This window comes from Sphingobium rhizovicinum (assembly GCF_042647625.1).
Lineage (GTDB): Bacteria > Pseudomonadota > Alphaproteobacteria > Sphingomonadales > Sphingomonadaceae > Sphingobium > Sphingobium rhizovicinum.
In genome coordinates, this window is the sequence record NZ_JBHRVU010000002.1 from 58,237 (window position 1) to 70,004 (window position 11,768).

Consider the following 11,768-nt stretch of genomic DNA (forward strand, 5'->3'; position numbering starts at 1 on the left):
GGACGGCCGGGTGTATGGCTCGGCGGGCCTTTGGGCACATCGGGGTGCTGCGGATGATCCGGGTGGCCCGGCGGATTTCCATTGTTGCTGTTCATCATGATCTCCTGAGAGGACTCTTGACGCCGTGTCATCATGGACTAGAATCGCGTTCGAGTCCTGATTTGAACTGTATGTATTAGGACTGATTTGCAAATCAAGTCCAGAAATGGACCGGGGAGCTTTTTATGGGCAATTCGCAAGCCGATGCTCGCGCGGGCATGGGAACGACCCGGATTCCGGTGGAGCTAGAGGCCTTTTTCCAGATCGCGGAACGCTGGGAGTTGACCACTGACGATCAGATCAGGCTCTTGGGCTCACCGGGCAGGTCGACATTCTTCAAATGGAAGAAAGAGGGCGGAACGCTTCCGAATGATACGACAGAACGCCTCTCTCACATCTTGGCCATCTGGAAGGCCCTGCGTATCCTGTTCACGGTCGACGAACGCGGCGACGCGTGGATGCAAAAGCCCAACGAATTTTTTGATGGTCAGTCTGCCCTGGCTATCATGTTGCGAGGGGGAGTCGCAGACATATATCGAGTTCGGCAATATTTGGATGCTCAGCGCGGGGGTTGATCGCAATGGAGTTGGTCGACATCGAATGTGAGCTTTACAGGCTTATTCCCTCGCGTTTCCCGCCCGTTTCAGTTTTCGACGGCCTCGTGGCAAACGACAGGCTCGATCAACTCGCGGAGATCGAGGCGCGCACCAATCCGCGTTTACAGTCAGATGAGCGGCTACGAGCCTTATATGGTGATAGCGGGTCGCCGCAGCTTCAAAACTGGAATCTCGCTCCGTTCAAATACCTCAACCCTGAGGGGAGCCGCTTCTTCCCGTCTACCTGGCCAGCGTTGGAACTTTCCGACGATCAACAGACGGCGCTTGCTGTAGCGGTCGCTCGGCGCGAAGGATTCCTGCGGCGAACGAGTGAGGCCGCCCTTGGCTTGGACATGCGGATGCTCAAGACCCCGGTGGCGGGAAAGTTTGCGGACCTCTCGGAAGTTTCGCCCAACCTGGAGCGGGAAAAACGCTGGGAGATAGCAAGAGATTTGCCAGAAGCGGCGGATGGCATCATCTACTGCCCCCCTGAGCGACCGTCGCACCGCTGCTACGCGGTTTTGCGAGGCGACAGGCTGGGGCGAACCATCCAGACGGTTCACTATCGTTTTGCATGGGACGGATCGCGTATTTCGGCCGTCTACGCCTTTGATGAAGTGGGCCGAAAATTAAGTCCTGAGGACTTCTCTTTGGCGGATGACGCACTCGCGGCTTAGTCTTTTGGGCAGTACATCGTTACTACAGGTTGCGGGACCGCCGTCGGCTACCGTGAGCATCGCTGCGCGAACTTTCCAGGAAGTCCGTTTCCAAGATGAGCTGACAGAACCCTATTTGCCTGCTCTCAAAATGACCTTCGTCAGGTTGGGTGGGCGTCCAATACACGCGATCGCAAGCCGACCGCCCGTCAGAAGCTCGCCGTCAAGTTGAACGAACCATAGCGCGTCCATTCTCCCGGCGGCGCATTGGGTGCGTCGCGGAGGAAGCGCCCCTTGGCGAGCAGCAGGCCGTCGAGTTCGAAGCGCAGCCGCGTGGGCACGAGCCAGTAGCGAATGCGTGCCTCGATCTGGTGACCGGCAAAATCACCGGAGCGCCCCGAGGCGTCGCGCACGCTGGTGGAGGAGAAGCTGTCCTGATCCGCTGCCAGCCACATCGGCCGATAAGAGGCGAACCAGTCGAGCCGCTTGCTCGGTGTCGCTTCGATGCGAATGCCGGGCGTCATGATATTGGTCCGGGCGATGGCATTGTAGAGCCCGGCCGGCGCGAGATCGGCGCGGCGCATGCCGAACAGTGTGTCGAAGCGGCCGAACCTGCCGCCGGGTTTGTCGCCGCTGGCCCGGTCGAACTCGACCGATAGGCGCGGCTTCCAAGGGCCGGCGAAGCTGTAGCCGACGTCGGCATGGATGAAGCTCGCGCCGACGCTTTGCCGCGCCGCAGTGGGCGCCGGTGACGCGCTGACATGGCCGGTCTGGTAGAAGGCCTCGATCTCGTAGTCGAACTTGCTGGCCCGCGGCTCGGCAATGATCCGCCCACCGAACGTGTCGAGCGAGCGGTCCCGTGTGGGCCGCCCGGGTGCATCGCGCTCGCCGAGATGGAAATAGCTTAGCTCCGCCATTGCTGCCCCGATCGCCTTGGCCTTGCTGACCTGCCCGCCCCACAGCACGAGATCGAAGCTTTCCCTGTCGAGTCGCACTTTGGCATCGCGAATGCCTTGGGTGTCGTCGGGCAGACGGACTTGCGGCAGAGTGTAGATCAGCGTCGTCTTCCAGCCCTGCGGCGCGGCGATGTCGGCGCGCAGGCCGGTGTAGCCATTGGTCGTGTTGCGATAGTCGTCAGCCGCGACCAGCCGGCGCGATCCCAGGTTGAGCGTCATGCGCCCAGCGGTGAGCGTGAGTTTCGTACCCTTGCCGCGTGTGAGGTTGTTGTCGATCCCCCAGGCGAGGCAGGCGCCGGCGATGGCGACCGCGCCCAGTCCGAATCCGCTGCCGGTGCCCTGCCAGGCCAGCAGCGCCGCGCCCGCCAGGATCGCTAACGCCCCGAGCAGCAGTCGGCGATCAACATTCTCGCGGAACACCGCCCAGGCAATGCCCATCGTCGCGAGGCCCTCGAGGTTGAGAAGTAGTGCGGCCGAGGAGGCTGGCGTGGTCGTCAGGCCAAGCATCAGCAGCAGCGGGCCGGCAACGCCCCCGGCAAGCACCACGAGTGCCATCCAGCCCCAGTCGCCACGAACGAGCGGCGCTTCGTTGCTCACCCGTCTTCGCAGCACCCAGACGAACGCCAGCCCTAACCCCGATCCCAGATAGAGCAGGCTCGCCAGCAGCCAGGGGTTCACGCCTTCGCCCAGGAGCGCCTTGGCGAGCGGCGTGCTCGCCCCGAACAATGCCGCCGAGGCAATGCCGAACGGCGCGCCCGGCCAGGCGACCCAGGATCTGAGGCTCATGCTGTCGCCTCCGTCACCAAAGGCCGATCCGCTTCGCCTTCCTTGCGGCGGACGAGCCGATAGAGCGCGGGCAGCACCAACAGGGTGAGCAGCGTCGACGAGATGACACCGCCGATGACCACCGTCGCCAGCGGCCGTTGCACCTCGGCCCCCGCGCCGACGTTGAACGCCATCGGCACGAAGCCGAGGCTCGCAACCAGCGCGGTCATCAGCACCGGCCGCAGGCGCGTCAGCGCGCCCTCGCGGATCGCGTCCTCAAGGCTGCGGCCTTCGGCCAGCAGCGACCGGATGAAGCTCAGCATCACCACTCCGTTCAGCACCGCCACGCCCGAGAGCGCGATGAACCCGATGCCTGCCGAGATGGAGAGCGGCAGCCCCCGGATCAACAGCGCCGCAACGCCGCCGGTGAGTGCCAGCGGCACCCCGGAGAAGACGATCGCGGCGTCCCGACCCGAGCGGAACAGCGCATAGAGCAGGCCGAAGATCAACAGCATCGCCGCCGGCACCACCAGCTGCAGCCGCTTGGCAGCGGAGATCAGCTGTTCGAAGGTGCCGCCGTAGCTCACCCAGTAGCCGGCGGGCATCTCGACCTGCGCCCCGACCTTGCTGCGGAGCTCCTCGACGAACGAACCGAGGTCGCGGCCGCGGACATTGGCGGTGACGACGACGCGGCGCTTGCCGTCTTCGCGGCTGACCTGGTTGGGGCCGATGACCACCTCGACCTTGGCGACGTCCTCGAGCGGCACGAAGCCGCGTGGTTCGCCGCCGCCGGCTCCCAGCGGGATGCGCAGCCGGCCGATCTCGTCGACCCGCGTGCGAAGATCTTCGGGCAGGCGAACGATAATCGCGAAGCGGCGGTCGCCCTCGAAAATCTGTCCGGCGGGCGCGCCGCCGATCGACACCGCGACCACGTCCTGCACGTCGCCGACATTGAGACCGAGCCGGGCGAGCGCGGCTCGGTCGGGCGTGATCTGCAGCACTGGAAGGCCTGTGACCTGCTCGACGCTCACGTCCTGCGCGCCATCGATGCCCGCCACGACCTTCTCGATCGCCTGGCCGATTTCGTGCAGCCGGTCGAGATCGTCGCCGAACACCTTGACCGCGACATCGGCGCGCACCCCCGACAGGAGCTCGTTGAACCGCATCTGGATGGGCTGGGTGAACTCGTAGTTGTTGCCGGGGATGGTCCGGGCCGCCGCGTGCATCTCGGTGACGAGCTGGGTCCGGGGCTTGCGCGGGTCGGGCCATTCGTCGCGAGGCTTTAGCATCACGAAGGTATCGGCGACCGAAGGCGGCATCGGGTCGGTCGCGACCTCGGCGGTGCCGATCTTGGCGACGATCCGCTCGACCTCGGGGAAGCGCTTGAGCCGCGCCTCCAGCGCTCTCTGCATCTCGATTGCCTGGCTGAGGCTGGTGCCGGGAATACGCAGCGCATGGAGCGCGATGTCGCCTTCATCGAGATTGGGCACGAACTCCGATCCCATGCGGCTGGCGGCGAGGCCGGCGAGCGCGACCAGCGCCACCGCGCCGACCACGACCGCGACGCGCAGCCGGAGCGCCATGTCGAGCGCGGGGGCATAGGCCTTGCGCGCGAGAACCATGAGCCGGCTTTCCTTCTCCTCGACCCTGCCCGTGACGAACAGCGCGACCGCCGCCGGCACGAAGGACAGCGACAGGATCAAGGCGGCGCTGAGCGCCATGACCACGGTGATTGCCATGGGATGGAACATCTTTCCCTCGACGCCGGTCAGCGCGAAGATCGGCACATAGACGAGCGCGATGATCAGCACGCCGAACAAAGACGGGCGGATCACCTCGGATGTGGCGGATGCCGCGAGATCGAACCGCTCCGTGCGCGTCAGCAGCCGGCCATGCCCATGCTGCGCCTCGCCGAATCGGCGCAGGCAATTCTCGACGATGATGACCGCGCCATCGACGATCAGGCCGAAGTCCAGCGCACCGAGGCTCATCAGGTTCCCCGACACGCCCGCCTGGAGCATCCCGGTGATCGTCATCAGCATCGTGATCGGGATGACCGCGGCGGTGATCAGCGCCGCGCGGATATTGCCGAGCAGCAGGAACAGTACGACGATGACGAGCAGCGCGCCCTCGGCGAGGTTCTTCTCGACCGTGCCGATCGCGCGCTCGACGAGCTCGGTGCGGTCGTAGATCGCCTCGGCTTTGACGCCGGCCGGCAGCGCTTTGGCCGCCTCGGCAAGCCGTTCGGCTGCTGCGCGGGCAACGATCCGGCTGTTCTCGCCCGCGAGCATGAACACGGTGCCGAGCACAACCTCGCGGCCGTTCTCGGTGGCGGCGCCCGTGCGCAGCTCCTCTCCCAGGCCCACGTCGGCGACATCGGCGATGCGGATCGGCACGCCGCCGCGATTGGTGACGATGATCGACTTCAAATCGTCGATACCCGACGCCTGGCCGGGCACGCGGATGAGATACTGCTCGCCATAGCGCTCGACATAACCAGCACCGACATTGGCGTTGTTGCGTCCAAGCGCCTGCACGACATCGTTCAGGGTGAGGCCGTAGGCGGAGAGCCGCTCGGGCAGCGGCGTCACATGATATTGCCGCTCGTAGCCTCCAATGCTGTTGACCTCGGTGACGCCGGGCGTGTTCCTGAGCTGCGGGCGGATCACCCAGTCCTGGAGCGTGCGTAGATCCTCGGGACTGTAGGCGCTGCCGTCGGGTTTGCGCGCACCCGGCTGCGCCTCCAGCGTGTACATGAAAATCTCGCCCAGGCCCGTCGCGATCGGCCCCATCTCGGGCACCACCCCTTCGGGCAACTGGTCGCGCGCGTTCTGCAGCCGTTCGTTGACGAGTTGCCGCGCGAAATAGATGTCGGTGCCATCGGCGAAGACCGCAGTCACCTGGGAGAGCCCGTAACGCGAGACCGAGCGGGTATATTGCAGCCCCGGCAGACCCGCAATTGCGGTCTCGACCGGGAAGGTCACGCGCTGCTCGGCCTCGAGCGGCGAGAAGCCCGCCGCTTCGCTGTTGATCTGGACCTGGACGTTGGTGATGTCCGGAGTCGCGTCGATGGGCAGGCGCTGGAACGCCCAGATGCCGATGGCGCAGAGCAGCGCGACGGCGGCCAGTACCGCCCAGCGGAACCGGATCGCGCCGGCGACGAGCCTTTCCAGAATCGGTGGGCGTTCGAACAGCGGCGGACGGGCGGGAGCCTCAATGGTCATGGCTCGCCCCCGACTTCTCGACATCCGCGCGGATCAGGAAGGCGCCGTCGGTCACATATTCGGTGCCGGGTTCGAGCCCGCCGAGGATCTCGGTCCACTCGGGCGTGCGCCGCCCGATCTCGAGCATCCGCACCTCATAGGTGTTGCCGACTTTGGCATAGACCACCTCGAAGTCGCGGAAGCGCTGGATCGCCTTGGTCCTGACCGCGAGCGGGACATTCGCCGACGCGACTGCGAACTGTCCCTCGACGCCCATGCCGGGACGGAACATGCGCGCCGCCGATTCCGGTAGGTGGACATGGGCCATCAGCGTCTGGCTGGCGAGATCGGCGGTCGGCAGGACCGCCTCGACCGCGGCCTCGATCCGCGCCTCTCCGGAAAGACTGCGCACGCGCACCGTCTGCCCGACACGGACGCGCTCGGCATCGCGCGGATACACGAAGAACTCGGCGTGGAGCTTCGCCGGGTCGGCGATCACGAACAGCGCGCGATCGCCGGTTACGTCGCCGACATTGGCGTTCTTTTCGATGATCGTGCCGCTGATCGGCGCCGGCACCGCGTAGGTCTGGAGCGAGTGGCTGGATTCGACGCGGAGCAGGGCCTGACCCTTGCGGACCTGCTGGCCGAGCTGCCCGCTCATCCAGACGATCTGCCCCGGCAGCCGCGCCCGGACATCGGCCTTGCCTTCGGGCGTGATCTCGATCCGTCCGGCCATGTCGATGAGCTCGGCGATGGCGACGGGTCCTGCCCGTTCGGACTTCACACCGCCGGCGCGCGCCGCCTCGGCGGAAATCGTCGTGCGGCCCTCGTAGGAGGCATAGGACCAGCTATGTGTGCGCCCGCCCTCGACCGCGCGCACCTTGACGTCGAACGAATGCGGCTCATGCACGACGCCGCCTCCCAGCAGATAGTCCTCGCGCGGCGTGAAGGCGAAGCGGTCGATCCGGCCGCCGAGCCGCGTGAGTTCGACGCCGAGTTGCACTTCGCCCGGCGTCACGGGCTTGCCGCCGCGATAGGCGTAGACGTGGAACTCGGGTTCGACGCCATCCTCGAAGATGGTCATCTCGACCGCGAAATCGCCATCGCGCAGCATTCGTCCGCGATGCGGGCCGCGCTCATAGTCGGCGGCCTTGGCGGCGGGTTCTTCCCCGGTTTCGTTGGCGGCGGGGCTGCCGCTGCAGGCGGCCAGCAAGGCGCAAGCGGCGAGGATGCCGCCGCGTACAAGGAAGGAGGTCTTCATCAGCGGTTCTCCGCGCTGGCGATGAGGGGAAGATGGCGGCCGGTTAGCCGGTCGAGCCGGGCGCCGATGAGATGGAAGCGGCGCAGCAGGTCGATGCGGCGCGAGCGCAGCTCGATCACCGCCTGGCTCGCCTGGCTCACCTCGAGAAAGGTGAAGGCGGTGCCGCCGCGCCGGAAGCCGTCGCGCACCATGACCACCGCACGTTCGGCGCCCGGCAGCACTTCGCGGTCGAGCCGAACGATTTCGGTCGCGAGCGCGGCGCGTTCGGCCGTGAGCCGGTCGATCTCGCGTCGCCGTTCGACCCGTGCCACCGCGATCTCGGCTTCGGCCGCTTGGGCATCGGCACGTGCGCGCTCGACATTGCCGCGATTGGCGGAACGGTTGCCGAGCGGGATAGAGCCGCCGACCACCAGCGCGACGTCGTTGCCCTGGCCGAAATGCCGCACGCCGACCCGCGCGGTCGGATCCCCCGCATTGCCGGTCTCGGCAAGGCGAACGCGCGCATCAGCTGCGGCGCGCTCGGCGTCGAGCAAGGCGAGATCGGGAAGATCGCCCTCGGCGGCGGGAGCGGCGGCGAGATTGGTGAACGGCGCGGTGTCGAGCCGATAGTCCGCCGTGCCGCCCCACCAGGCGGCGAGATAGGCGCGGGCGATGCGGGCGGCCGCCTGGGCCTGGTCGAGCGCGATCCGCGCCTGCGCCACCGACGTTTTCGCGCGCTCGGCCGCGAACAGCGGATCGAGCGCAGCGGCGACCCGGCGACGGACTTCGGTTTCAACCCGCTCGGCCTCGGCGAGCCGCTGTCCGGCGACCGCCACCGCCGCCTCGGCGGAAAGCGCCTCGACCCATGCCGCCTGCACCTGGGCGAGAAGGTCGAGCATCCGTAGCCGCGTACGCGCCGACGTCACGCCTACCGACGAGCGGGCGGCGCCGATGCGGGCTTCGCGCTTGCCGCCGCGTTCCCAGGTGCGCTCGTACCAGGCCGTGGTCTGCGAACGGTCGATCGGCGAATAGGGGCCTGTGCCGGCGAAATCCTCGACGTCGACGCCGATCACGTCGCGGGGACGGACATCGGCCTGGGCAATAGCGGCGTTCGCCGCCTGGAGTTGGGCCGCAGTGGCCGCGACGACGGGATCGCCGCTCGCCACCCGGGCCAGCGCATCGGAAAGCGTCAGGTTTTGGGCCGAAGCCGCCTGCGCGTAGAGGAAAAGTGGAAGCACGGCGCAGAGCACCGGCATCTTGGCAAGGCGCGCGTGGGCACGCGCGCGATCGAATGAAAACATGAAAGGCCTCGCAAGACGGCACGACACATCCGCGCCGAACCTGCGACGCGGGGCTCAGGCGTTTGGGCCGAGATCCTTGGGAGGTCGTTCGGGGCCGCGCGCCTTCACGCCGAGCGGCCGTCGCTGCGGCTCGAAAGTGCCCGCGCTGGCGGCCAGCGCGAGTATCGCCGCCGGCGCCTGATCGGGGACGATCAGGCCGGAGCCGCCATCGGCATGGTGGTGATGACCGCCGGCAAGATGCCCGACAGGATCGTCGTCGCTGTCGTCCGGCTGCGGGCTGTGATGATCGTCGGCATGATCCAGCTCGAGCGAAAGATCGCCCAGGAGCATGTGCTCATGGGCGATCGGCGCGCCCGGCGCATGCTGGATTCGGTCCATGGAGTTAGACAGCGACATCCCCGCAAACACGAAGACGAGCGCGATGCAGAGCATCGCGGTCAACCGCTTTACGATGGAGGTTTCGCTGGTTTGCACATTGAGTCACTAACCGTCCGCTTGTTTTCAGGCAAGCCAACTCGGCATGAGCAAAGCAATCTTGGCTTTTCTAATGAAGCGGGCGCGCTTTGCTTCGCGGATTGCCGTTGTAACAGCACGACGACAGTTAGCTCTGAAAACTCCAAGCCATCGGCAGGATCTCTGCCGGTGGTGCAGGGCGGACTGGCGTATCCTCACCTCATAAGAGCGAGTTCGCCCTGTGCGGCATGTTTCGTGAGACTGGTCGCAGACACGAGGCCCCGGGCGTCGCCGATCAAGGTATAGACGGCGTGGCGCTGCCCGCCGCGGTTTCGATGGTCGACGTGATAGCCCTGATAATGACGGCGCATGAGATCGGCGTTCACCAATTCGGAGACGGCGCGGCTGAGGTTACTCTTCCCGGTGGTTCGCATGCGTGCGCGCATTTCCTCTGCGATCGTTCGTTGCGTTTCCTGTGCATCGCCGGTGAGCATTCCACTTCTGTCCAGATCCCTACGAACGCGATCTGCCAACGCTGCGCTGCGGGATACTCGATGAGACATCGGTGTGAGCGCGTCGCAGAGCCAGTCGCGCAGCGAAACAAGCTCGTTGTCCCGCTTGATCCAGGGACCGGCGCTCCCGTCGGGGCCGGCGACCTGCGCAATCAAGTTGAGCAGCATGAAGGCATAGCGGGGACGGCTTGAGACCTGCGCCAATCTCTCGAGCACGGCTGCGATATCGCAGCTGCTGGAAGATTGGAGAGGAGCGCCGGGATGAAACATAACGCGACTGAATCAAGCACAGACGAGGATCAATGTGAATCCGAAATTCGCACCGTGGAGCGTCCTTTGTCGCCTATGACACTTTACCAGCAGGCAAAGTGTCATAGGCGATTCATCCAAGCAGGTTTGTTGCGAATCGTTCTCAACTCACCGTGATAATCGCGGAGCTGGCCGCTTAACGCTGGACGAGAAGTTCTTTTGGCGACGAGCTTCGACCGTCTATGGCGAACAGGATAAGAGACTGCGGCCGCCTGGACGACCTCACGCGTTTCGCACAGGAATGTGCGCGTGCTGGAAACCTCGGCGATTTGCAAGGCACGATCGATGCGGCCGTGCGCGAACTCGGCTTCCGCTGGTTCACGCTGCTCCACAATGTCGATCTTCGGCGCGGATGCGGGGAGAGCCTGTTTCTCACCACCTATCCGTCGGCTTGGCTCGAAGAGGTGCTGGCGGAGCGCCACTATGTGGAGGACCCCATCCATGCGGCCTGCGCCCGCACGCCATCGGGGCTCGCCTGGGATCGGGTAGGCGACGTGCTTGAGCTTTCTTCGCGCCAGCGGAGCATCCTGAAACGCGCCAGGGATCATGACTTGGCAGCGGGCTATAGCTTGCCGATCAGGACGCCGGGTGAGCCTGAGGCGATTTTCACCGTCGCCCGACCGCGCGATGAACCGCTGGATGCGGCGGAAATTCTCACCGCCCGCTTGCTGGGTTCGGTCGCCTATGACCGTGCGCGTGAACTGCTCGGCGAAGGGATAAGGACCTTCGTGTTTGTTCCTCTCAGTCCGCGCCAGGTCGAGTGCATCGCGCTCGTGGCGCAAGGTAAGAGCGATTGGGAGATTGCCCAGATCCTTGGGCTTAGCCGCGACACCGTGCACGAATATGTTGAATCCGCGCGGCGGCGCTACGGCGTGCGGCGCCGAACCCAGCTAGTGCTGCGCGCGGTTCGCGACGGTCATCTCAACATGGACGCGCTCCTCTGATCTCGCTTGGGCCGTGATGATCGGGCTTGGGCAAGTTCAGGAATTCTGCGCGGTTGCCGCGACAATCAAGGATAGCCGAGCACTCGCCGACCTGATGGCCGAGATCACGGGCGCAATGGGTTTTCGGTACTTTGCCCTGGACCACCATATCGACCTCAAGCCAGCGGTTAGCTCTGTCCATGTTGTCGATTATCCGCCGGACTGGGTGGAGCGTTTCCAGGCGCGCCGCCTCTATGCCAGTGACCCAATCCACCGTGCCAGCCATCGCACCAATGTCGGCTTTGCCTGGTCGGCGGTGCAATCCCTCATCACGCTCAGCGCTGCCGATCGGTCGATCCTGGCGGAGGCGCACGACGCCGGACTGGGCGATGGTTTCACGGTTCCTGCCCATATTCCTGGTGAGGTGAATGGGTCGTGCTCATTCGCCATGGGGGCGGGCGATGTGCTCGATCAACGTCAGCTCCCGCTCGTCCAGCTCATTGGCAGCTTCGCATTCGAAGCCGCGCGCAGGCTTTCCCGGCAAACCCTAGCTCCGTGCGAAGGCCCGAGCCTGACTGAGCGGCAGGCCGAATGTGTGGCGCTGGTAGCACGCGGGAAAACCGACTGGGAGATTAGCCAAATCCTCGGCATTGGGCAGGAAACGGTGATCCAGCATGTAAAGGATGCGCGCGACCGCTACGGCGTGACGAAGCGCACGCTGCTGGCGATCCGCGCATTGTTCGATGGACAGATCAGCTTCGCAGATGTTTTCGGCCGATGATCTCCCCAGGACTGGGGATAACCGAAAGGACGCG

At 65.4% G+C, this 11,768-nt stretch carries 10 protein-coding genes; 4 read left to right on the top strand and 6 right to left on the bottom strand.

Features of this window, described 5'->3' with window-relative positions; all coding sequences use genetic code 11:
- Positions 1-224 precede the first annotated feature (224 nt).
- Positions 225-614 (top strand): MbcA/ParS/Xre antitoxin family protein, encoded by a 390-nt coding sequence (locus tag ACFOKF_RS00470; protein WP_020818070.1) that lies wholly within the window; start codon positions 225-227, stop codon positions 612-614.
- A 5-nt stretch (positions 615-619) separates the two neighbouring features.
- Positions 620-1,312, top strand: a complete 693-nt coding sequence (locus tag ACFOKF_RS00475) for an RES family NAD+ phosphorylase (protein ID WP_021245246.1) — start codon at positions 620-622, stop codon at positions 1,310-1,312.
- A 188-nt stretch (positions 1,313-1,500) separates the two neighbouring features.
- On the opposite strand, the gene ACFOKF_RS00480 is transcribed toward ACFOKF_RS00475, so the two are convergent.
- From ACFOKF_RS00480 to ACFOKF_RS00505, 6 genes are all read right to left on the bottom strand, one after another.
- Positions 1,501-3,033: an alginate export family protein gene (locus ACFOKF_RS00480; protein ID WP_021245247.1), complete on the bottom strand. Its 1,533-nt coding sequence runs from the start codon at positions 3,031-3,033 to the stop codon at positions 1,501-1,503.
- Positions 3,030-6,236: an efflux RND transporter permease subunit gene (locus tag ACFOKF_RS00485; protein ID WP_021245248.1), complete on the bottom strand. Its 3,207-nt coding sequence runs from the start codon at positions 6,234-6,236 to the stop codon at positions 3,030-3,032. The genes ACFOKF_RS00480 and ACFOKF_RS00485 overlap by 4 nt, the downstream gene beginning before the upstream one ends.
- Positions 6,226-7,476, bottom strand: coding sequence for an efflux RND transporter periplasmic adaptor subunit (locus tag ACFOKF_RS00490; protein WP_021245249.1), 1,251 nt, complete (start codon positions 7,474-7,476; stop codon positions 6,226-6,228). Before ACFOKF_RS00490 ends, ACFOKF_RS00485 begins: the two co-directional genes overlap by 11 nt.
- Entirely contained in the window at positions 7,476-8,756 is a 1,281-nt protein-coding gene (locus tag ACFOKF_RS00495; RefSeq protein ID WP_021245250.1) for a TolC family protein, read from the bottom strand. The genes ACFOKF_RS00490 and ACFOKF_RS00495 overlap by 1 nt, the downstream gene beginning before the upstream one ends.
- 54 nt (positions 8,757-8,810) lie before the next feature.
- Positions 8,811-9,230: a hypothetical protein gene (locus ACFOKF_RS00500; protein ID WP_021245251.1), complete on the bottom strand. Its 420-nt coding sequence runs from the start codon at positions 9,228-9,230 to the stop codon at positions 8,811-8,813.
- A 194-nt stretch (positions 9,231-9,424) separates the two neighbouring features.
- A complete protein-coding gene (locus ACFOKF_RS00505; RefSeq protein ID WP_021245252.1) occupies positions 9,425-9,991 on the bottom strand; it encodes a hypothetical protein in 567 nt (188 codons plus the stop codon).
- Positions 9,992-10,212: 221 nt separating this feature from the next.
- Between ACFOKF_RS00505 and ACFOKF_RS00510 the strand changes: the two genes are divergently transcribed.
- Both ACFOKF_RS00510 and ACFOKF_RS00515 read left to right on the top strand, forming a co-directional pair.
- Positions 10,213-10,974 (top strand): helix-turn-helix transcriptional regulator, encoded by a 762-nt coding sequence (locus tag ACFOKF_RS00510; protein ID WP_380792254.1) that lies wholly within the window; start codon positions 10,213-10,215, stop codon positions 10,972-10,974.
- Between the two features lie 16 nt (positions 10,975-10,990).
- Positions 10,991-11,734, top strand: coding sequence for a LuxR family transcriptional regulator (locus ACFOKF_RS00515; RefSeq protein ID WP_244309909.1), 744 nt, complete (start codon positions 10,991-10,993; stop codon positions 11,732-11,734).
- Positions 11,735-11,768: the final 34 nt, after the last annotated feature.

Bases quoted from the DNA above. Each gene is read 5' to 3' on its own strand.
- ACFOKF_RS00470 (WP_020818070.1), top strand. From the start codon at position 225: ATGGGCAATTCGCAAGCCGATGCTCGCGCGGGCATGGGAACGACCCGG.
- ACFOKF_RS00475 (WP_021245246.1), top strand. From the start codon at position 620: ATGGAGTTGGTCGACATCGAATGTGAGCTTTACAGGCTTATTCCCTCG.
- ACFOKF_RS00480 (WP_021245247.1), bottom strand. From the start codon at position 3,033: ATGAGCCTCAGATCCTGGGTCGCCTGGCCGGGCGCGCCGTTCGGCATT.
- ACFOKF_RS00485 (WP_021245248.1), bottom strand. From the start codon at position 6,236: ATGACCATTGAGGCTCCCGCCCGTCCGCCGCTGTTCGAACGCCCACCG.
- ACFOKF_RS00490 (WP_021245249.1), bottom strand. From the start codon at position 7,476: ATGAAGACCTCCTTCCTTGTACGCGGCGGCATCCTCGCCGCTTGCGCC.
- ACFOKF_RS00495 (WP_021245250.1), bottom strand. From the start codon at position 8,756: ATGTTTTCATTCGATCGCGCGCGTGCCCACGCGCGCCTTGCCAAGATG.
- ACFOKF_RS00505 (WP_021245252.1), bottom strand. From the start codon at position 9,991: ATGTTTCATCCCGGCGCTCCTCTCCAATCTTCCAGCAGCTGCGATATC.
- ACFOKF_RS00510 (WP_380792254.1), top strand. From the start codon at position 10,213: ATGGCGAACAGGATAAGAGACTGCGGCCGCCTGGACGACCTCACGCGT.
- ACFOKF_RS00515 (WP_244309909.1), top strand. From the start codon at position 10,991: ATGATCGGGCTTGGGCAAGTTCAGGAATTCTGCGCGGTTGCCGCGACA.